The organism is Streptomyces maremycinicus (genome assembly GCF_001184025.1).
GTDB lineage: Bacteria > Actinomycetota > Actinomycetes > Streptomycetales > Streptomycetaceae > Streptomyces > Streptomyces maremycinicus.
The window spans coordinates 105,619-125,103 of record NZ_BBYG01000022.1 but is presented as its reverse complement, the minus strand read 5'-3'; the positions used below and the strand labels follow the sequence as shown (position 1 = coordinate 125,103).

The 19,485-nt window shown below is 70.0% G+C and carries 25 protein-coding genes; 15 read left to right on the top strand and 10 right to left on the bottom strand.

Going from position 1 to position 19,485, the window contains the following annotated elements; translation table 11 throughout:
• Positions 1-56: 56 nt before the first annotated feature.
• Both AOQ37_RS33560 and AOQ37_RS33555 read left to right on the top strand, forming a co-directional pair.
• Positions 57-803, top strand: a complete 747-nt coding sequence (locus AOQ37_RS33560) for a GntR family transcriptional regulator (RefSeq protein WP_062650139.1) — start codon at positions 57-59, stop codon at positions 801-803.
• Positions 804-860: 57 nt separating this feature from the next.
• Entirely contained in the window at positions 861-1,727 is an 867-nt protein-coding gene (locus AOQ37_RS33555) for an SCO6745 family protein (protein ID WP_062650137.1), read from the top strand.
• A 161-nt stretch (positions 1,728-1,888) separates the two neighbouring features.
• On the opposite strand, the gene AOQ37_RS33550 is transcribed toward AOQ37_RS33555, so the two are convergent.
• Together AOQ37_RS33550 and AOQ37_RS33545 are read right to left on the bottom strand one after the other, a co-directional pair.
• On the bottom strand, positions 1,889-2,179 hold the full coding sequence (locus AOQ37_RS33550; protein WP_062650135.1) for a hypothetical protein: 291 nt from the start codon (positions 2,177-2,179) through the stop codon (positions 1,889-1,891).
• Between the two features lie 249 nt (positions 2,180-2,428).
• Positions 2,429-3,007 carry a TetR/AcrR family transcriptional regulator gene (locus tag AOQ37_RS33545; RefSeq protein ID WP_062650133.1) on the bottom strand — a complete coding sequence of 193 codons (579 nt, stop codon included), beginning with the start codon at positions 3,005-3,007 and terminating at the stop codon, positions 2,429-2,431.
• Between the two features lie 95 nt (positions 3,008-3,102).
• Between AOQ37_RS33545 and AOQ37_RS33540 the strand changes: the two genes are divergently transcribed.
• Positions 3,103-3,555: an anthrone oxygenase family protein gene (locus tag AOQ37_RS33540; protein ID WP_062650131.1), complete on the top strand. Its 453-nt coding sequence runs from the start codon at positions 3,103-3,105 to the stop codon at positions 3,553-3,555.
• Between the two features lie 83 nt (positions 3,556-3,638).
• On the opposite strand, the gene AOQ37_RS33535 is transcribed toward AOQ37_RS33540, so the two are convergent.
• Positions 3,639-4,628, bottom strand: a complete 990-nt coding sequence (locus tag AOQ37_RS33535) for a S66 peptidase family protein (protein WP_062650128.1) — start codon at positions 4,626-4,628, stop codon at positions 3,639-3,641.
• A 200-nt stretch (positions 4,629-4,828) separates the two neighbouring features.
• Between AOQ37_RS33535 and AOQ37_RS33530 the strand changes: the two genes are divergently transcribed.
• The 4 genes from AOQ37_RS33530 (at position 4,829) to AOQ37_RS33515 (ending at position 8,856) form a co-directional block, all read left to right on the top strand.
• Positions 4,829-5,530 (top strand): HEAT repeat domain-containing protein, encoded by a 702-nt coding sequence (locus tag AOQ37_RS33530; protein WP_062650126.1) that lies wholly within the window; start codon positions 4,829-4,831, stop codon positions 5,528-5,530.
• Between the two features lie 3 nt (positions 5,531-5,533).
• Positions 5,534-6,538: a MerR family transcriptional regulator gene (locus AOQ37_RS33525; protein WP_062650124.1), complete on the top strand. Its 1,005-nt coding sequence runs from the start codon at positions 5,534-5,536 to the stop codon at positions 6,536-6,538.
• 198 nt (positions 6,539-6,736) lie between these two features.
• Complete coding sequence (locus AOQ37_RS33520; RefSeq protein ID WP_062650319.1) at positions 6,737-7,618, top strand: NAD(P)-dependent oxidoreductase; 882 nt, start codon at positions 6,737-6,739, stop codon at positions 7,616-7,618.
• A gap of 299 nt (positions 7,619-7,917) precedes the next feature.
• Positions 7,918-8,856 (top strand): hypothetical protein, encoded by a 939-nt coding sequence (locus AOQ37_RS33515; protein ID WP_234437093.1) that lies wholly within the window; start codon positions 7,918-7,920, stop codon positions 8,854-8,856.
• Positions 8,857-8,900: 44 nt separating this feature from the next.
• Here AOQ37_RS33515 and AOQ37_RS33510 read toward each other — a convergent pair whose 3' ends face one another.
• The 3 genes from AOQ37_RS33510 to AOQ37_RS33500 form a co-directional block, all read right to left on the bottom strand.
• Positions 8,901-9,710, bottom strand: a complete 810-nt coding sequence (locus tag AOQ37_RS33510) for an RNA polymerase sigma factor SigF (protein WP_078890490.1) — start codon at positions 9,708-9,710, stop codon at positions 8,901-8,903.
• 309 nt (positions 9,711-10,019) lie between these two features.
• Positions 10,020-10,373 (bottom strand): PRC-barrel domain-containing protein, encoded by a 354-nt coding sequence (locus AOQ37_RS33505; RefSeq protein ID WP_062650121.1) that lies wholly within the window; start codon positions 10,371-10,373, stop codon positions 10,020-10,022.
• A 356-nt stretch (positions 10,374-10,729) separates the two neighbouring features.
• Entirely contained in the window at positions 10,730-10,900 is a 171-nt protein-coding gene (locus AOQ37_RS33500) for a hypothetical protein (RefSeq protein WP_054240969.1), read from the bottom strand.
• Between the two features lie 292 nt (positions 10,901-11,192).
• Between AOQ37_RS33500 and AOQ37_RS33495 the strand changes: the two genes are divergently transcribed.
• Both AOQ37_RS33495 and AOQ37_RS33490 read left to right on the top strand, forming a co-directional pair.
• Entirely contained in the window at positions 11,193-11,444 is a 252-nt protein-coding gene (locus tag AOQ37_RS33495) for a hypothetical protein (RefSeq protein ID WP_062650119.1), read from the top strand.
• A gap of 261 nt (positions 11,445-11,705) precedes the next feature.
• Positions 11,706-12,056 (top strand): hypothetical protein, encoded by a 351-nt coding sequence (locus AOQ37_RS33490; protein WP_062650315.1) that lies wholly within the window; start codon positions 11,706-11,708, stop codon positions 12,054-12,056.
• Between the two features lie 125 nt (positions 12,057-12,181).
• Here AOQ37_RS33490 and AOQ37_RS41565 read toward each other — a convergent pair whose 3' ends face one another.
• The 4 genes from AOQ37_RS41565 to AOQ37_RS33475 form a co-directional block, all read right to left on the bottom strand.
• Positions 12,182-12,424, bottom strand: a complete 243-nt coding sequence (locus AOQ37_RS41565; protein ID WP_234437092.1) for a hypothetical protein — start codon at positions 12,422-12,424, stop codon at positions 12,182-12,184.
• Positions 12,421-12,705 carry a hypothetical protein gene (locus AOQ37_RS41560; protein ID WP_234437091.1) on the bottom strand — a complete coding sequence of 95 codons (285 nt, stop codon included), beginning with the start codon at positions 12,703-12,705 and terminating at the stop codon, positions 12,421-12,423. Before AOQ37_RS41560 ends, AOQ37_RS41565 begins: the two co-directional genes overlap by 4 nt.
• A gap of 788 nt (positions 12,706-13,493) precedes the next feature.
• Complete coding sequence (locus AOQ37_RS33480; RefSeq protein WP_063781206.1) at positions 13,494-13,718, bottom strand: LexA family protein; 225 nt, start codon at positions 13,716-13,718, stop codon at positions 13,494-13,496.
• Complete coding sequence (locus AOQ37_RS33475) at positions 13,715-13,936, bottom strand: DUF8825 domain-containing protein (RefSeq protein WP_062650117.1); 222 nt, start codon at positions 13,934-13,936, stop codon at positions 13,715-13,717. Before AOQ37_RS33475 ends, AOQ37_RS33480 begins: the two co-directional genes overlap by 4 nt.
• A 476-nt stretch (positions 13,937-14,412) precedes the next feature.
• On the opposite strand from AOQ37_RS33475, the gene AOQ37_RS33470 reads away from it, so the two are divergent.
• From AOQ37_RS33470 to AOQ37_RS33445, 6 genes are all read left to right on the top strand, one after another.
• On the top strand, positions 14,413-14,745 hold the full coding sequence (locus AOQ37_RS33470; protein ID WP_062650115.1) for a hypothetical protein: 333 nt from the start codon (positions 14,413-14,415) through the stop codon (positions 14,743-14,745).
• 48 nt (positions 14,746-14,793) lie between these two features.
• The gene (locus AOQ37_RS33465) at positions 14,794-15,231 is read left to right on the top strand and encodes a DUF6233 domain-containing protein (protein WP_234437090.1); all 438 of its coding nucleotides are present in this window, start codon (positions 14,794-14,796) and stop codon (positions 15,229-15,231) included.
• Entirely contained in the window at positions 15,228-15,941 is a 714-nt protein-coding gene (locus AOQ37_RS33460; RefSeq protein ID WP_374701565.1) for a tyrosine-type recombinase/integrase, read from the top strand. Before AOQ37_RS33465 ends, AOQ37_RS33460 begins: the two co-directional genes overlap by 4 nt.
• Entirely contained in the window at positions 15,938-16,267 is a 330-nt protein-coding gene (locus tag AOQ37_RS33455) for a helix-turn-helix domain-containing protein (RefSeq protein ID WP_062650113.1), read from the top strand. The genes AOQ37_RS33460 and AOQ37_RS33455 overlap by 4 nt, the downstream gene beginning before the upstream one ends.
• Complete coding sequence (locus AOQ37_RS40140; protein ID WP_107085365.1) at positions 16,264-18,063, top strand: hypothetical protein; 1,800 nt, start codon at positions 16,264-16,266, stop codon at positions 18,061-18,063. The genes AOQ37_RS33455 and AOQ37_RS40140 overlap by 4 nt, the downstream gene beginning before the upstream one ends.
• A gap of 474 nt (positions 18,064-18,537) precedes the next feature.
• Entirely contained in the window at positions 18,538-19,425 is an 888-nt protein-coding gene (locus AOQ37_RS33445; protein ID WP_062650111.1) for a GNAT family N-acetyltransferase, read from the top strand.
• The last annotated feature ends 60 nt before the right edge of the window (positions 19,426-19,485 follow it).

The window sequence follows — 19,485 nt, the reverse complement described above, 5'->3', positions numbered from 1 at the left end:
CAGATCGACGATAACACTAATAATCGATTATTCATCCGATCGTCTATTGTGTAGGCATGGACGACCAGACGAACCATGCCTCGGCCTCTCCGGGTAAGCGGATGCTGTCCGAGCAGGTCTACGCACACCTGCGGGACGCGATCATGCGCGGGGATCACGCCCCCGGCGACGCCCTCAAGCCCCAGGACCTCGCCCGAGAGCAGGGCGTGAGCCTGGCCGTCGTGCGCGAGGCGCTCGTGCGGGTGGTCGGCGAGGGCCTCGCCGACCGGCTGCCCAACCGCGGCTTCGCCGTCCCGGCCTACTCCGACCGGCGCTGGCAGGAGATCGCGGAGGCGCGCCGAACCCTCGAACCGGCCATGCTGCGCATGTCCGTCGAGCGCGGCGACGTCGACTGGGAGGCCCGCGTACGAGCCGCGCACCACCGACTGAGCCGTACCCCGGCGTACGTACCCGAGGAGGGCGAGCACTACAGCGGCGCGTGGGCGGAAGCCCACCGGGTCTTCCACCGCACCCTGCTGGAGGGATGCGGCAACCTCGTCCTGCTGGAGACCTTCGACCGGATGTGGACGGCGAGCGAGCTGGCCCGCCGCTGGTCCGCACACCGCAACCCCGGCCGGGACGGCGTCCTGGAACACCGCCGGCTGGAAGAGGCCGCGCTCGCCCGCGACGCGGACACCGCGGCCGAGGTCCTGACCCAGCACCTCACCCAGACCGCGGCCGGATTGACCGGCGACCCCCACCCCGAACCCGCAGCCGCACCCTCACCGGCACCGGCACCGGCCCCCCAACCGGACAGTGCCTGATGCGCGCCGTCCGCCGTGCGCACGACCACACCTGATCAGCCACATCGGAGCCACCGCATGACCACTTCCTTCGAGGCGAGCCCGGGCCGCCACTGCCACCACTCCGTCAGCCCCCTGCACTCAGCCATGTACTTCGCACCGGAGCGGCAGGACGAACTCGCGGCGCTCGGACTCGAACGAGGGCCCATGTCCTACTACGCGGGCCGCGCCGCCCCGCTCGGCGCGGTCGGCGCGGGCACGGTCACGGCGACCTTCTACAACTTCAACCACGAGCATGTGCGGCGGTACATCCCCGCCGCGTGGGCGGTCACCACGCCGGAGGCGGTGCTCGCGGCGCTCCTGCGCGGCGTGCACGGGATGCTGCGGCGACTGCTCGGACAGGAAGTCCTCGCGTCGAAGGAGATGGCCGAGGCCGCCGGGCTGGCACTGCGCGCCACCGAGGCCTGCCACCGCGAGGCGCGCCCCCTGTACGCAGCGCACGCCGGCCTCCCGGTGCCCGAGGAGCCGCACCTGGCCCTGTGGCACGCCGCGACGCTGCTGCGCGAGCACCGGGGCGACGGTCACCTCGCCGCCCTCGCGATCGCCGGTCTGTCCGGCATCGAGGCGCTGGTCCTGCACAACGCCACCGGCACGGCGCCGACTTCGGCGCTGTTCATGCGGACCCGCGGGTGGTCCGCACAGCAGTGGGAGGACGCCCGGACCCGGTTGCGCGAGCGCGGTCTGCTGGACGAGGCGGGGGACCTCACGCAGGCGGGCGCGAGCCTGCGCGGCGAGGCCGAGGCACTCACCGACCGCCTCGACGCCGCCCCCTACGACCATCTCGGCCCGGCCGCCACCACCCGTCTGACCGAACTGGCCGGCGGTTTCTCCCGAACCTTGAGAGCGGCGGGCGCGTTCCCCGCGGGGATCTTCGGCAAGGGCTGAGGCCGGGTGGCACGTCGCCGTGGCGACGACGAAGAAAGGGCCGAAGGTGCGGCCCCGGCCGACCTCGTGGCCGTCGCCCCGAGCCGGCCTCCCTCGGTGACTGCGCTGCTCAGGCCGCCACTCGTCTCGCCGCCTGACGGTGATCGTGCGAGCGCGCTCCCTCAGGCGTCGGCTCCGGGGGGCCGGGGTGACCTCAGCGCGTCCGTGCAACTGGAGCACTCCCAGGGCGCCATGGCAGGCGGCAGCCAGGACTCACCGGACTCCGGGGGCTGGTAGTCCACCCGCTCCATGTCCAGGGTCGGCTTGCCGCAGAACGTCCGGTCGCCCACATCGCCGAGGGCGTCCGGTTCGGCCGTTGCCGCGTGTACCGCCGCGATGCGCGATTCCGCATCGCCCGCGCCGAAGTCGGTGGAGAGTTCCTTGCGCAGCTCGCGCAGCACGACGATCGCCATGGGGCCACTTTCGGTGCTCCCCGCGACCCCCGCATCCCGGACACGGCGGACGAGACCGCCGTCCCGGGGCTCTCGCGCCGAAGGCGGCCGGGTGGCCCGGTGGCGTCCGGGGACGATCATCACCGCCGGTTGCGGTACGGATGCGCCCCGGACGGCGGGCAAAGGCTCCACCGAGAGCGGTCCGACGGCGCCCGCGCGGTGAAGCGCGGGTTCGCATCAGCCGTTCGAGCGACGACACGCGGCCGGTGATCAGGCCACGGCCAGCCGGTCCACCAGCAGTCGCACCCTGCGCCCGGTGTCCCCCGGTGGCAGTCGCCCGGCCCGGGTCAGGGTCGCCAGTCCGTGCAGGGCCGCCCAGAACACCTCGGTGAACAGCGCCGGCCCCACATCGTCCCCGGCCACCTCGCCGAGGCTCTCCAGCAGGGCGTCGAAGGCGTCCTTCAACGGCTCCGGGGTGTCCTCCTCGGCGAACGCCAGGCCGCCGTCGAGCTGGAACAAGGCGTCGTAGACCGCCGGGTTGCGCTCGGCGAAGTCGAGGTACGCGCGGGCCAGGGCGGTGACCCGGGCGCGCGGTCCGTCCGCGGCGCCGGCCGCGCCTCGCAGCGCCGCGGCCATCTCGGCGGCGCCCTCGAGCGCGACGGCGCCGATGATCTCGCGCTTGCCGCGGAAATGGCTGTAGAGCACGGGCTGGCTGTATTCGATGCGCTCGGCGAGCCGGCGCGTGGTGACCGCGTCCCAGCCCTGCTGCTCCGCGAGTTCGCGGGCCGTGGCCACGATGAGGCGCTCGCGGTCCGCCCGCTCGCGCTCCTTGCGTTCCTGTACCGACATGACCCGATCCTAGCACCGCTAGACAATCGAGCGGCAGCAGCGCTAGCGTTGACCCATCACCTAGCACCGCTAGATCTCAAAGGGAGTCGGTCACCATGCTCAACGCACTGGAGGTCCTCACCACCGTCGCCGTGGGCGTGATGGTCGGGGTGGAGTTCTCCGTCGCCTTCTTCGTCAACCCGATCCTCAGCGGCCTCCCCGGCGACAACGGACTGCGGGGCCGCACCCACGGAGCCCGACTGCTCGGCGCAGTGATGCCGTTCTGGTACGTCGGCTCGCTCGTCCTCGCCGCGGCCTGGGCCGTCGTCGGACGGCACGACCACGGCACCGGCCTCGTCGTCACCGCCGCCGCGCTGCTCATCGTCAGCGTGGTCATGTCGATCCTGCTGCTCGTCCCGATCAACAACCGGGTCAAGACGTGGACCGCGACCGCCGATGGACTCCCGGCCGACTGGAGGCAGCAGATGAACCGCTGGGACCGTTTCCACTACGTCCGCGTCGCGGTCATCATCGCCGCCTTCACCCTGTTGGTCACCGCCCTCGCCTGAGCCCCACCGGCCGAGACCGCATGCGAGTGGGGAGCCAGGGCGTCCTGCGCAGGGTGCGGCACCCGGCCGGGAGCCGACAGAACTCAGCGTTCCGCGACCGCCGGGTCGAGCAGGGACAGGGTCCGGTTGTCGGCGTCCACGTCCGCACGGACGCCGAGGGGCAGCGGCAGGTTCGGCGAGGTGTGACCGAAGTCGACCTGGGCGAGGACGGGGATCTCGCGCTGCCCCAGCACGTCGAGCACGACCTCGCGCAGACCGACCGTGTCCCCGCCGCCTTCATAGGGCGCGACCTCGCTCGGGATGCCGACCACCATGCCCGCGATCCGGTCCAGCACACCGGACAGCCGCAAGGTGTGCAGATCGCACCAGATCCGCGTAACCGGTCGCTGGAGCTCCTCCCAGAACAGGACGGCGCCGTCGAAGCGCTCGGCGGCCAGCGCGAAGGGTGTCCCCTGCAACTGGACCAGGCGGTTCAGCAAGCCGCCGACCAGCGGTCCCTGCACACGGCCCGGCCGCCAGGTCTCCCACGTCCCCCCGGCCGGCAGCACGCCCGGCGCCTCGGCCTCGGTCAGCACACGCGCGTAGAGATCGACGAGTTCGGACCGACGGCGCTCATCGCCCAACGTGTACCAATCGCTGCCGAAACCATGGGTGACGAGGTCGGCATGGAAGCCGACGAGACCGGTCTTGGCGTGCAGCGCCATGTTCAGCAGCGAGATGTCGCTGTAGCCGATGATCGGCTTCGGGTCGGCCCGGATCGCGTCGAGGTCGATCAGATCGAGATAGCCGATGGTCGCCTGACCACCGGTATGCGCGACGACGGCCCGTACCTCCGGATCCCGGAGCAGCGTGTTGAGTTCGGCGGCCTGCTCCGCCGGAGCGCCCGCCGCCCACCAGCGCCTTCGCGCGGGGTCGACCATCGGGCTGACCCGCACGCGGAACCCCATCCGCTCCAATATCGCCACACCGCGGGCGAGCAGCGGCTCCTCACCGGGCTCGAGCGGGCCCGAGGGCGCGGTGACGACCACGAGATCGCCGGAACGCAGCGCACGGGGACGAAGGATCGTGGGCATGGGGCCTCCTGGTTGATCGACAACGGCGGGGAACCACGCGGGGAGCGCCGGTATTCCGCCTCCTCCACGCGATCGGCCCGGGTCCCGGAAATCCGGACGGGGGCCAAAGGCCGCCCGCGGCGTCCACCGCGCGACGAGATGCCCCGCTTGACCTTGACACGGTGACAAGGCCTTCACTGCTGGCCGAGGAGGTGGTCCCGATGACCATGACGAGACAGGGCACGGCTGCGGCTGCGGCTGGGGCTGCGGGTGCGGATGCGCAACGAGTGCTCCAGGCACTGGAGGACGGCCGTTCGTCCGTGCGGCTGCGGGCGGCCCTCATGATCGGCACGACGCCGGATTCTCGCTTTGTCGACAAGCTCGTCGAGCGCTGCGCGATCGAGCCCGAGTTCTTCGTCCGCGACATGCTGACCTGGGCGCTCGGCCGCCATCCGGTCTCCGTGACGCTCCCCGCACTGCTGCGCGAAACCCGCTCGGAGCGTGCCCAGGCCCGGAGCCAGGCGCTGCACTCGCTCTCCAAGATCGGGGACCGTCAGGCGTGGCCGGCGATCACACCGGCGCTTCTGGCCGACGCCGACGACGAGGTGGCGCGGAGCGCGTGGCGGGCCGCGGTGGTGCTCGTGCCGCCGGGCGAGGAGTCCGACTTGGCCGCGGTCCTGGCGACACAGCTCGGGCGCGGTGAGCGGGAGACTCAGCTGAGTCTGAGCCGGGCGCTGGTCGCGCTGGGTGAAGTCGTTCTGGCGGCTCTGCGTCCCGCGATGACGGCCGCCGACCCGCGTGTACGCGCGCACGCGCTCGCCACGGAACGTCTCCTGCGCGATCCGGACACCGGGTTCGAGTTCGCGATCGCGGAGGCGAAGCGCGTCCTGGTCCTCGGAGGCCCCGGCCAGGAGGGACGATAGAACGTGTTGATCGGTGAGGTGGCGCGGCGGTCCGGGGTCAGTGCCCGCATGCTCAGGCATTACGAGTCGCTCGGCCTGGTGCGCCCTTCCGGGCGTACCGGCTCCGGTTATCGGGAGTACTGCGGCGACGACGTCCGGCGGATCTTCCACATCGAGAGCCTGCGTTCGCTGGGGCTGTCGCTCCGCGAGATCGGGCGCGCGCTCGACGACCCCGGCTTCACGCCCTCGGCGCTCGTCGACGACCTCATCGGCCAGACGCTCGAACGCCTCGCGGCCGAGACCGAACTGCTCACGCGGCTTCGCCGCATCGACGCCGCGGAACCCGCCGACTGGGAGGACGTCCTCCAGGTCGTCGCGCTCCTCCAGGCACTCGGATCGAAGAGCGCCGACACGCGCCAGCGCGCGGCCCTCTCCTCGGCCGACGAGGTACCCGTGCCCGTGGATGCCCTGGTCGAGGCGGCACTGAGCGAGTCGGAGCCGAACGTCGCCGGCGCCCTTCGATGGGCGCTGGCTCGATCGGGCGACGGCGGCACGGCACTGCTCGCGGAGGGTCTCGGCTCGCCGGTGGCCGCGGTGCGCGAACGCGCCGTTCGGTCGCTCGCCGAGATGCCCGGCGACAAGGCCACCCTGCGGTTGCGGGACGCCCTCGCGAACCCCGACGGCGTGGTCCGCGGCCAGGCGGCTCTGGCGCTCGGAACACGTGGAGTGGCCGACGCCGTGCCGACGCTCATCGACATGATCGTGGAGGGAAGGAACGACACCGACGCGGCCGACGCACTGAGCGAGCTGGCGGGCGACTCCACGACGGCGGACCAGATCGCGACCGTGCTCGTCGAGCGCCTCGCCCTCGACACCACCGAGGCACCCGCACGTGGACGGCTGACCCAAGCGCTGGCGGACATCCCGGGGACCACGGCGTCCCACGCCCTCGTGGAGCTGTCCCATGACGGGGACCGCGCCGTTGCCCTGACGGCCGCGTACCTTCTCCGACTGCGCGAGGAGCGGTGAGAGGCCGGCCCTCCTGAGGGCGCCGCGCACACAGCCGGTAGCCCACAGCCCTCAACCCTCAGCACTTTGCGAGGAGAAGACGCGGTGCGCGACGCCGCCCGTCTCCTACCCTTCCGACGTGCTCACTCACCCCGGGATAACCACCCACCAATTAGTGCGTACTTGATCGTCTCCGGACCTGCGACCAGCCTGATCGCCATGACACAGAACCCTGTTGAGAAGACTCCCGTCACGCTGCTGGGCCTCGGCGCGATGGGCACCGCGCTGGCCCGCACCTGGCTCGCCGCCGGCCACCCGCTCACCGTCTGGAACCGCACCCCCGCCCGCGCCGCGGCACTCGCCGCCGAGGGCGCACGGGTCGCGGACACCGCCGCCGAGGCGGTCGCGGCGAACTCCCTGGTCGTTCTCTGCCTGTTGGACGACACCTCGGTCGATGAGGTGCTGACCGGCACCGACCTGACCGGCCGGGACCTGGTCAATCTGACCACCGGCACCCCCGCCCAGGCCCGCGCCCGTGCCGCGTGGGCCCGTGAGCGAGGCGCCCGCTACCTGGACGGCGGGATCATGGCCGTGCCGCCGATGATCGGTGTCCCGGAGACCGGAGGTTACGTCTTCTACAGCGGCTCACGGGAGCTGTTCGGTAGGCACCAGGACACCCTGGGCGTCCCGGCCGGCACCACCTACGTGGGCGAGGACGCGGGCTTCGCGGCCCTGCACGACGTGGCCCTTCTCAGCGCCATGTACGGGATGTTCGCCGGGACCGCGCACGCGTTCGCCCTGATCCGCCGGGAGAACATCGATCCCGCTGCGCTCGCCCCGCTGCTCGCCGACTGGCTGGTCGCGATGGCCCCGGCGGTTCACCGGACCGCCGATCAGTTGGTCAGCGGTGACTACACCGACGGCGTCGTCTCCGGCCTCGCCATGCAGGTGGCAGGCACGCCGACCTTACTGAGCACCGCCGAACAGCAAGGTGTCAGCCCGCGACTGCTCAGCCCGTACTTCGAACTGATGCGCCGCCGCCTGGCCGAGGACGGCAGCGAGGAGGATCTGACGGGAGTGATCGACCTACTGGTGAACTGACTTTTCGGGAACCCTCGGAACACCTTGCCGACCGGATGACGAGACCGGCCGGGCCGGCGAGGGTTGCGGGGCTGGTGAGCGCGGGGACGCGACCCTCGCGGCAGCGCCCGGGCGATCCGAAATCCGGTGGATCCTTCACAGCGGGCGGGACACAATCCCCGAGAACCTGGGCGAGGGGAGATTGTGTGGAGGTGTTCGCGTGTGCCGGGTGCGGTACGGAGCTGACCGCGCCGGTGTCCCGGGTCGCCCTCCCCGTCCACACCCACCACGGAGGTTGGGAGGAACTCCATCCTCCGTTGATGGAGCCCGCGACCTACGCCGTCGACCCCCGGCCCACCGGACCGCCCTGGCGGCGGTGGGAGGACGTCGGAGAGGACGCGGCTGCCCGGCAGGGTGTCTACGCGCCCGTGTACTCCGTCTCCTTCGGCGCGCGGAACAGGATCGTCATCGCCCCCGGCGACTCCCGGTCCATGGCACTGATCCCCGAGAAGTGCGAAGGCTACTGCAGAGGCGTGGACGGCCGGGCGGGACCCAACCTCGCGTGCGAGGGGTGCGGGCGGGCCGTGGCGATCCGCATGGACGACTGCGGACTGTGGCAGACGGTGTGGCTGGAACCGGACGCGGTCGTGCGGCGCCCCTCGGCGCTGCCGACCGCTTCACCGCCCGACTGGGGGGACCTGAAGCAGGCCGGGCACCGCGTACCGCCCGTCGAACCCGACGGGTCGTGGAGCCGTCGCTGGGAGGCGGCGGTCGGAGTCGCGATGGCGCACCTGGTGGCAGCCACCGACAACCGCCCGGTGACCCTCCCCGCCGGCCCTGTCGCCGAGTTGCTCGGCCACGCGGTCGGCCGGTATCTCCCCACTGGGCCCGGCTCCCGGTCCGTGGAGCCGGCCGGTCCGGGGATCCGCACGTCCCGGCCCCGACCCGACGTCCTCCTGGTCCCCCGCCACCCCCTGACGGGCACGCCCTGGCGCCCGTCAGGGGACGACGGGGCTGTGGTGCCGGTGGACAGCGGAGTGTGGGCGTATCTCGCCCACCCGGGCGAGACCTCGCCGATGCCGGCGACCGGAGTGCTCCCGGAGGTCGTCCTGCGCGACGACTACCCGCTGCCGCCACACCCCCGGTGCGCGCTGGTTCCCCACCACGAGGCCTTCCAGGACACCCTGGTCGGGTTGCCCGCTGTACGCGGACCCCGGCTGCGCGGATATCGCGACACGGAGCGCTTCACCGGACCATGAGGGTGAGTCCTTCGGCGCACCGCGGCCCGAACGTGGCGGAACGGTCACGTGGACAGCAGGCTTGTGCGGAGTTTGGCGAGGGTGCGGTTGAGGAGACGGGAGATGTGCATCTGCGAGAGGTTCAGTTCGCGCCCGATGTCCGACTGGGTCATCTCCTGGCCGAAGCGCATCTCGATGATGGTGCGCTCCCGGTCGTCGAGATTCTGGAGCAGGGGGCCGAGCGCGTGCAGGTCCTCGAAGAGCTCCAGGGCCGGATCGACGTCGCCGATGGTGTCCGCGTACTTCGGCCCGTCGCCGGATTCGTCGTCACCGGCCGGGAAGTCGATGGAACCGGCGACATAGCCGTTGGCGGCGACGAGGCCTTCGATGACCTGGTCCTCGGTCAGGTCCAGGTGGGCGGCGAGTTCCTTCACCGTCGGAGCCCGGCCGAGCAGGACGACGAGGGCCTCCTTGCTCTTGGCCAGGTCGACTCGCAGTTCCTGGAGGCGGCGCGGGACGTGCACGGCCCAGGTGGTGTCGCGGAAGAAGCGTTTGATCTCGCCGACTATGTAGGGGATCGCGAAGGAGGTGAACTCGACCTCGCGCGACAGGTCGAACCGGTCGATGGCCTTGATGAGGCCGATCGTGCCGACCTGTATGACGTCCTCCATCGCCCCGCTGCCCCGGTTGCGGAACCGGCGGGCCGCGAAGTTCACGAGGGACAGGTTCATCTCGATCAGGGTGTTGCGGGCGTACTGGTACTCGCGGGTGCCCTCTTCCAGGACGTGCAGCCGGTCGAGGAACAGCTTGGACAGTTCGCGCGCGTCTCTGGGGGCGACCTTTCCACCGTCCTCGATCCACGGCAGGTCGACCATGACCTCCGGCGTTTCCGTGGTGGTGCAGGCGGATGCTTCGGGGGCGTTCACGGGGGACGTCACGATGCCGCCTTCGTTGGAGAACAAGATGAGCGTCTCCTGCCCGCCCCGGCCCCATGCATGTCCGGCATGCTGTTCTATTTTCTCGCGCGGCCTGAACACGGCCGGAACCCGGCCCGGGCTCGGCCCGATCCCGGCCTGATCCCGGCCTCCTCACGGACCGAGAACGCCCGGCCGCCGACGGCGCACGAGAAGTGGGGCCGACCGGAGATGTTCCGGTCGGCCCCACTTCGGGGGTGACGTCGTCGGTCAGATGGACCGGTGGTTCTGGTAGTAGCCGCCGACCTGCTCGTGGTAGCCGGCGTCACCGACGTGCTTGTCCTTGTCGAACTCGGGAGAGTTCTTGATCTGCTCCTTCGTGAGGTCGACATAGATCTTGCGCTCGGCCTGGTCGACCGTCTTGACGGTGCCCGCCGGCAGCAGCACGTGCTTGCCGAAGATCCATACGCCGGTGTCGACGACGAGGTACGAGGAGGTGACGTCGTCCGAGTGCTTGTCGACCTTCCCGATGCTGCCGTCGGTGGCCTCGACCGAGTATCCGATCAGGTCGGTGCCCGCCGTGTGGCCGGTGGTCGGCTGATAGCCCCAGATGCTGTCACTCATATAACGACTCCCTCATCGAGATTTGCGTTCATCCGCCCTCCGCAGGCGAGCTGCGGTGGGCGTCGAATCCAACGGATCCAACGGATCCATCGAATTCAGCGATGTCTGCTCGAAAATTCGGGTGCCCTGTTCTCCGGTCCCCACACCTTTTCCCCGGAAAGGGAATGCGAGTGGCCGGAGGCGCCGTGTTGGAGGCCATGGTCCCTGGCGGCACGAACGTCCTCCGGCCACGACCTCTGAGTACCCGGAATCAACGGAATCACCACGTCGAACCCGCCGTGACCGGGGCCGGACATGGGTGGGCACCGACGCCATCGCGCCGGTGCCCACCCGGTCGAGCCGTCATTGACACCCGCTCACCAGCGGTACCAGCGACCTCGCTTGCCACCACTCGCCGCAGGGCGGATCACGAATCCGAGGACCCACACGATGAGCACGATGACGGCGATCCACCACAGGGCCTTGAGCGCGAAACCGGCGCCGAAGAGGATCAGAGCGAGCAGAAGAACGAGAAGAACGGGAACCATGATTATCAACCTCCGGACCATCGTGTGCCCCGCGATTCGATCTCCACTCGTGTTTCGGTTCCCCGTACGTTTTTTGTAGGAGGACGTACGCGGAAAGCGGCGGAACGAAGGACGCGCGCGCCCCCGACGACGTCCCGCTCGCGTGCTGCGCCGGTTCCGTGACCGAGGGCAGTCCGGTCGGCCGGCTCCGGACGGCCTTCCCTACGATGACGCCGTGCAGGGCCTGAGCAGATCGACCGTTCCTGACGGTACGTAAGCTGTCCCGTCGGCTCAGCAGGGGGAGGAACTGGCCGTGTTCGAGGAGTTCACCGGGCTGCACCCGGACGTGGCCGCACGCTGGGTCGCGCTGGTCGAGGAGTGCCGGCCGCTCCTCGCGAACGACGGGATGGAGGCGGTCCAGGCCTTCCTGGTCGAGCGCGAGGTGAACACGATCCCGACGATCGCCATCACGCGGGCGCTGCTCGGGAGGGCGGAGACGCCGCTTCGGGTCGCGATCGACATCGTGGCCACGAGTACGGCCAGGCAGGCGAGCTCGCAGACCTGATCGGTCCACCTGTGCGCGGCCGTTCCGTCCGACTGCCGGTCCGGTCGCCGGGCCCGACAGGCTTCGGGCGGCAGGCTTCGGGCGGCGGGCGAGGGGATCACACCCGTCCCCTCGCCGTTCGTGGCGCCTGCTCCGCACGCATCGTTCGCGGGCTACCGCGCGGCGGCCCGTGCTAGGAGTTCTCTTACGGATCACTTGGCGGGGGTTCGATCTCCGGACCCGTTGGCGTCGGCGGGGACCGCTGCCTGCGACGATGCGCTTGTGAGTTATGACCTTGCGGTGTGGGACGGCGACCGTCCACTCGACGACCGCCAAGCGGGCTTGACCTATGACGCGCTCTACGAGCACTACCTGGAGTCGGACGACGTCGTGCTGCCTCCGGAGCCGCGCATCGTGGCGTATGTGGAAGCGCTCGTCGCGCGATATCCGGACGACGTCGATCGCAGTGTCGTATGGGCGTCCCCGCCGGTCATCGAGGAGGCATCGGGCCCGATCGTGTACCTGCGCATGTCCTATGACAAGGCAGAGGAAGTGTCCGAGCACGCCGCTACGCTGGCTCGCGAGCACGGACTCGTCTGCTTCGATCCGCAGGGAGAATGCCTCAGGCCCTGATCTGCTTGTTGGTTCAGCGGGTTGTCGCACTGTGACCACGGAGGGCCCGGTACTCCAGGCGTAGATGGTGATCTCGCGGTGTCAGCCACCGCCGCGATCGTGCCGCCGCGCGCAGTGTTCGATCCTCAGGGCCCGTAGACGAGATCCGTACCGCCACTGGCCTCAATCAGCCAGGACAGCGAACCGCTGCCGAACGGCCAGCCCGTGGTAGCCACCTGCACCCAGCCATCCGACTGATCAGTTCCCGCGTGCCACCACCACCAGCTGCGATCGTCACCCATCCCTTCCTCGGTCGGGTCGAAGTAGTACAGCCATCCCGAAAGCGTCCACGGCCCCTGATCTACAGCCGCCCTCTGCTCCGGCGTCATCGCCCGCCACTGCCGCAGCCGTGCCTCGGCTCGAAGGCCTCACCATGCTCCGGGTGTTCGGGGGCGCACCGCTGGATGAACCACGTCGGCAGCAGCTTGGGCCAGCGCTCAAAAGCAGGCCAGTCAGCCACCTGCTCGACCACGCCCGTCAACACCGCACGCGCATGGGAGATGACCTGAGCCGGATCCTCGGCGGTGAACCGGACACGTACGAGGAACGGACGCAGCTGATCCTCCTCGGCTCCCGACTCGGATCGAAGACGCTGCAGCTCGCCCATCATGATTCCCACGGTGGAGAAGTGTGCACCAGCACCGGCCTGACCGCACCTCAATACCACCAGAACCCAGGGACCACGATCGCTGCGGCTTGGCACCTGCTTGTCGTCGGTAGTGGAATGGTGCTCGTTCTAGCGACCACCGCGAAGCATCATGGAGGGATGCGGATTCTCGAGGTGCTTCAGCGGGGTCGTTGGGCTTGGCCGACCAGCCCTTCTCCCACTGTTCCCCCTGCCGGACCGCCGTCGTTTCATTGCCCGCAATGCAAGCGGACGGCACCCGACGGGCATACGGTCTCCGCATCGTGCGGCTTCCGCTTGGTCGAGGAGGACAGGTGAAGCCTGCCGAAAGCCTCACTTGGTGGCGCAACACCCCCGACCACGGTGGGCCGAAACCTCGACCAATGGCCCAACCAGCGCAGGTCACCACGTTGCGCAGACGCCCGGTCCCAGGTGCCCCGCCACCGCCCCACCAACTGCCTGTGAGGGCCGGATGAGCACGGCTGCCGTCGTGCCCTACCCCATGGGCGTTACGCGCACCGGGCTCTGCGCGGCTGTTTCTGATTCCATGACTTGGTTCTCGGCGTGACTCCTCACCGAATCGATGAGGGGTACGAGCCAGCGGGACAGCCGTCCTGACGCGTCGGTCATCTGTAGAGCAGTACTCGCTTTCGGAGGAGCAGGAATCCGGCTCGGCCGAACATCTGCCGTCAGGGCATTGGAGGCTCCACCTGCAGCACAAACCAAGGTGGGTATTGCGGTACCCACCTTCTCGCGTCCAGGGCGCCGTCCCGTCAGCCGGTTAGGCGGCAGCTCTGCCAGCTGCGTCCGTCGCGGACCAGCGCCCCACGCTCCTCCAGGTTGGCCAGGTGATAGGCCACCGACGCGGGGCTGCGCAGCCCGAGCTCCCGCGCCAGCTCCCGCACCGACAGCGCCTCACCCCGGTCCCAGATGGAGTGGCGGATCGCGCAGAGGGTCTCCTCCTCCCGCGCCGTCAGATGCTGCGGCCGCCGGTTCACCGCTGCCGCTCCAGGGCGCGGCCCTGGCGGCGCAGCTCTTCCCGGCCGGCCGGCCCGTGCGTCCAGTACGGGTGCCACCACAGACGTACGGACAGCCGGAGCAGACGGCGGCGCAGCGCCGTGACGTTGCCGGGCCGGGGCGCGGCGAGCGCGCGGTAGGTGGTGTTCCAGGCGTGCTGCGTCTGCATCAGGTCGTCGGGGAAGTCGGTGCCGTCCATACCGGCATTAGATCGCTTGTTCGATTTCCTTGCCAAGTGACACCCTCGACACCGCCCGCCGCAGCCGGACGACAGGTTGCGGGGCTAGGGCCACCCCGGTGCAGGATGCGCACCGCCGCCAGGAACCGGCAGGCACTCGACTCCCTAACCGCGGGATGAGGGTCGTAACACCTCGCCGTTCCGGCCGCACCGGCTCCCGGCGCCAGCCCACGCAGGTCACCGACTCCCTTATCTCCTCACGTAACACGATTCAAGATCTCGCGCGGCCAGGAAGCTGCAGCTCGCAGCTATCGAATACGCCTGCCCAGCAGGCGAAAGTGCTGCCCACCGAGCGGGGTTGCGCGGCTAACCACCGCCCTCGCCACCATGCCTGCCACACCCGCCGCCGCATCCGGTGCCGTCCCCCGCCCCCTCCACCACCACAAGCGGTGACACACCCATGCCCTGCTCACCGCAACCCCGCCCAGGAGCCGACCATGAACGCCCCGACACTGCCCAGCCTTCTCTCCGGCCTCGCCGCCGGAAGCTCGGCCCTCACCGATGCCCCGTGGTGGGTCATGATCCCGCTCCTGCTCCCCGCCTTCCCTGCCCTGGCCTCAGGCATCGCCACCCTCGCCACCACCTACTCCGACAACCGTGTCGCCGCCATGCGGCGGCGACACGAAGACCGCTTCCTCGAGGACCCCGACCGCCACCGGGCAGGCCTGGACCACATCGCCCGCATGCGCCAGACCATCGCCCTCCCTCCGCCCCCGGACCCCGCGGCACCCCCACAGCAGCCGGCCGAACCACCAGCCCCTCCCCCGTGACGTCCTCCCTGATGGAAACGGCAGGCACGTACACCTGGAATCAAATATGTGTTCGATGACCTGCCGGAGGACCTGCCCCGCCTGGAGACACTGCGGGTGTGGCACACCCTCTGGCTGGCCCGCATCGATGCGAAGATCACCGCCGTGCAGCAACAGCAGACAGAAACCGAGCACGGCCGGCGCCGCCGCCCCGAAACCCCGGACTGGACAGTCGAGCTCGGCATCGGCACCGGACGCCCACCGGTCCAGGTCCACGCCGGCGACTGTCACATGGCAGGCAAGCGACGCCGTCCCGTCGGGCGGGACGAAGCCCGCCGCCTCCTCGCCGACGGCATGCGGCCCTGCACCCACTGCCGCCCCGACACCCAGCTCGACATCCCCTGCTTACCCCGCGGCACCACCCCGGCCCTCCCCCACCGTCCCCCGCCGCAAGGACACCAGCACGATGAGCACTTCACCGCCCCCGCCTCCCATCGCAGACCCTGACCCGTCCGCGTTCGTCTGCCTGGGCAGCCAACCCTCGTCGCCGGCCGCTGACCTACGACGAGGTCCAGGCCCTGTTCGACGCGGCCGATGCCCGGCCGGCCCAGATCCGCGGACACGGGCGGAAGGGGAAGCTGACCGCGCTGCGTGACGCCGCGGTGCTGAAGACGATCTACGCCTACGGAACCCGGCGAACCGAGTCCTCCATGGTCGACCTGGTGGACTTACGACGGCATCGGAAGAGCCCGCAGTTCGGGCAGTTCGGCTCGCTGGCGGTGCGGTACGGGAAGTCGTCCAAGGGGGCGCCACCGAAGCGGCGGACCGTGCTGCTGGTGCCGGAGACGGACTGGGTGGTCGACGTCCTGGGCGAGTGGGTGCATGCGGTGCGTCCCCGGCTGGCGCCGGGCCGGCATCCGGCATTGTGGGTGACCGAGCGGGCCGGGCGGATGTCGCCGCGCTCGATCAACGAGGCCTTCACCACAGCTCGGGACGCGGCCGGCCTGGATGGAGCCCTCGATCTGCACTGTCTGCGCCACAGCTACATCACGCACCTGACGGAGTTCGGCTACCCCGCGCGGTTCGTGCAGGAGCAGGTCGGCCACTCCCACGGCTCGACGACAGCCATCTACATGGGTGTCTCCGACGAGTACCGCAACCACCTGCTGGAGGCTTCGCTGAAGCGCCGGCTCGGCGACGACTGGGACCTGAAGTGATCAAGAAAATGGGCTACGAGTGGCGGCTGCGGCCGATCATGGCCGAGCGGGAGATGTTCCACACCTCGGACCTGGTGCCGCTGCTCGCGGAGCGCGGGGTGAGCCTGTCGCGTGAGCAGGTCTACCGGCTGGTGACGCAGCCCCCGCAGCGGATGAGCATGGACACCCTGGTCGCCCTGTGTGACATCTTCGGCTGTACCCCGAACGACCTCATCAAGCCGACGGTCGTCAACGCGCAGGTGAAGAAGACCGCGAGTGGCGAGGAGGTACCGCTGCCGCTGACGGAGCGCCGGACCACGATCCGGCGCCCGGGGACGGCGTCGTGAGGAAGTACCTGACCCCGGACCAGGTGCGGTTGCGCGAGGACCTGGCCGGGGCCCGTGACCGGATCGTCGTCCTGCTGAACCTGGCCGTCGGGGAGTCCCTCGGGACGGAGCAGGCTCAGGGGTTCGTCGAGAGGGTGCGGGCCTGGAGCGGTGCGAACGCCTTCCGTCTGCTGCGCTACCTGGCGTCCAGACCTGACGCGCTGAGTGCGCCGACGCCGGACTGCCCGCCCTGCGGGGTGCGGTTGATCGCCCTGCTGATCGAGGCCGGTCACGGTGCGAAGGTAGGGCTGGTGCCCTACGCCGACTGCGGACGGACGAACCCGTTGCCGACGTACGCCGGACCTGAAGGACGGCTGTGCCACGGCTGCTCCAGCCGGCGCCTGGCGGTCCCGTGCGCGCGGTGCGGCAAGCTCGCGAAGGCAGCCGCGCGGCGTCCCGACGGACGGATCTGCCAAGTGTGCAAGGAGAAGGAGCCGGGCTCGCGCAACGAGTGCGGCAGCTGCCGCCGAATGATGATTCCCACACGGCACCTGCCCGACGGCAGCTACCTGTGCCGGACCTACGCCCCCAAGAAGCTCCAGACGTGCTGCCGCTGTGGCCGCCGGCGGCGGGCGAACGCGCTGACCGCCGACGGGCCCGTCTGCGGGACCTGCTACGCGAGCCCTGCGCGCCGGTGCGGCATCTGCGAGCAGGTGGCGCCCATCAGGGTGCGGGCAAATAGCGAGGCTCCCGACATCTGCTACCGCTGCTACGTGCGGCCGGAGAAGCTCTGCACCGTATGCGGGCGGATCCGTCGCGGCCACCACATCGACCACGGCAATGGACCGTTCCACTGCGATGGGTACGTCCCACGCGAGGCCCGCAAGCGGCAGCTGCACAAGTGCGCACTGTGCGGCCAGGAGCGGAATGTGGGCGTGTTCTGGCCGGTAGGGCCCGTCTGCCCCTTGTGCTACCGGACTGCTCTGACGCAGCCGGAATCGTGCACGATGTGCGGCCGGCAGCGCATTCTCGTGGGCCGCACCCCGAACGGCGGCCGGATCTGTAAGGCGTGCTCCTTCCCCGACGAGCGGCCCGATTACTGCTCGTCCTGCCAGCAGCCGGCTGACGTCCTGCCGGGACGCCGCTGTCCACGCTGCACCCTGCTCGCCAAGGTGACCAGCCTGCTCTCACGCGACGGAAACACCCTCGACGCCTCCCTGCGGCCGCTCGCCGATGTACTCAGCGACGCTCCCAACCCCTACCCCGTCCTGGCCTGGCTGCGCCGAAGCCCCGCCGCACGCCTCCTGGGGCAACTGGTAACCGCGCCCGACGAACTCGACCACGCGGCCCTGGACGCGCTGCCCCAGGGACACGCCACCACCTACGTCCGCAGCCTGCTCACCACCGCAGGCATACTTCCGCCACGCGATGAGAACCTCGCCCTGCTCATCAACTGGACGGCCCGCACGCTGGCCGAGCTGCCAGGACATCAGCCAACCCTGATCCGCCCGTTCGCCGAGTGGCACATCATCCGCGACGCCCGCCGGCGCTCGGCGCGCGGCCGCTACACCTACACCGCCCACAAGGGCGACTGCGCCAACATCCGCGCCGCCATCGACTTCCTCACCTGGCTGCCCCCCCCCCCAACAACACACCCTCCAAAGCCTCACACAGGAAGACCTGGACATTTGGGCAATCTCCAGGCCCACCCTGCGAGCCCGCTCCATCCCTTTCATCCGCTGGGCCGGCGCCCCCCACGCTTCCGTCGGACGTTCGCATCGCCGCAGCCCTCATCCGCCTCTACGCCCTCCCTCTGACCCGCATCGTCGAACTCACCACCGACCACCTCCACCACGACGCGGATCACACCTACCTGACGATCATCCGCCACCCCGTCGTCCTGCCACCGAAGCTCGCCCGCCTCATCGACGACCACCTCGAAGACGGATCCCGGCACGGCAACGAAGCCACCAGGTACCTGCTGCCGGGCCGAGCTCTCGGGCGCCCCCGAAACCCTGCGGGACTGTCCGACAAACTCAAGCGCTACGGGCTGCCCGCCCGCGCAGCCCGGAACACGGCCATGATGCAAGCGCTCGCCGACCTGCCACCCGTCGTGCTCTCCGACTTGATCGGCATCCAGCCGAGAACCGCGGAACGCTTCGCAGCCATGGCCGGCGAGAACTGGTCCGACTACCTGGCCGCGACTCGCCCGCGCCAAACGATAGGACGGGACGTGGCTGAAAGGAGTTGAAGGAGCGGCCCCGAGTCAAGGTGGTCCGGGAACATGAAGCATGCATCCGGATGACTGGCACCTCGCCCAGGACGTCGACACCTTCCTCGCCCGAGCTGGGCACTTCCTGCGCTCGCGCGCTGCCCTGCACAACACGCCGCTGACGGACATCGAGAAGCTGCGGACACACAGGGCGGCCGAGTCCGACGAAGAGGCCGCCACTTTCGGCCGATTAGAGTCACAGGGTGAGGTTCACGCGATCTTCTATCTCACCCCCCTCGGACGCCTGGGCCTCACGCCGCTCTCTTCCGAGCAGACCGACACCCTCGCTGCACACCTGGCCGGCCTGGGCCACTCACCCGCCCACGTCATCGCGGAGCACGACACCGCTAGCGCCTTCTCCAAGTCATGGCAGAAGTACACGGGCGCGGCGTCGGCACCTTTTTGGAAGACGCATCTCTACCGTCTCGGCACGCTCACCCCGCCGCAGCCGCGCCCGGAGGGCCAGGACCGCCTCACGGGCCGTAAGGACCGTGACCAAATCGTTCGCTGGTGCCGGGAGTTCTGCGTCGACGTCGGGGAGCAGCGTTCCATCGACTTGATCGACGCCGGCTCCTGGGAAGACTCGCGCTTCGGCGACAGGCACTTCACGTTCTGGGAGACCACGGAGGGCGTCCCCGTCTCGATGGCGGCCTCGACCTCGCTCGTCGGCGGCATGGTCCGGGTGGATCCCGTCTATACCCCGGCCCACCTCCGCGGCCGCGGCTACGCCGGAGCTGTGACGGTCGAGGCGAGCAGGGCCGCACAGGGCGCAGGGGCGACGGACGTCGTCCTGTTCACAGACCCGGACAACCCCACGAGCAACGCCCTCTACCAGCGCATCGGCTACGTCCATCTCGCCGACTTCGCCGGATACAGGTTCTCCTATGACGCACCAGAGGCCGGATGACGGGCGCCCCTAGACAACGGCCTAGGAAGGCTCGCCAGTAGCTCCCGCATCGGCGATACG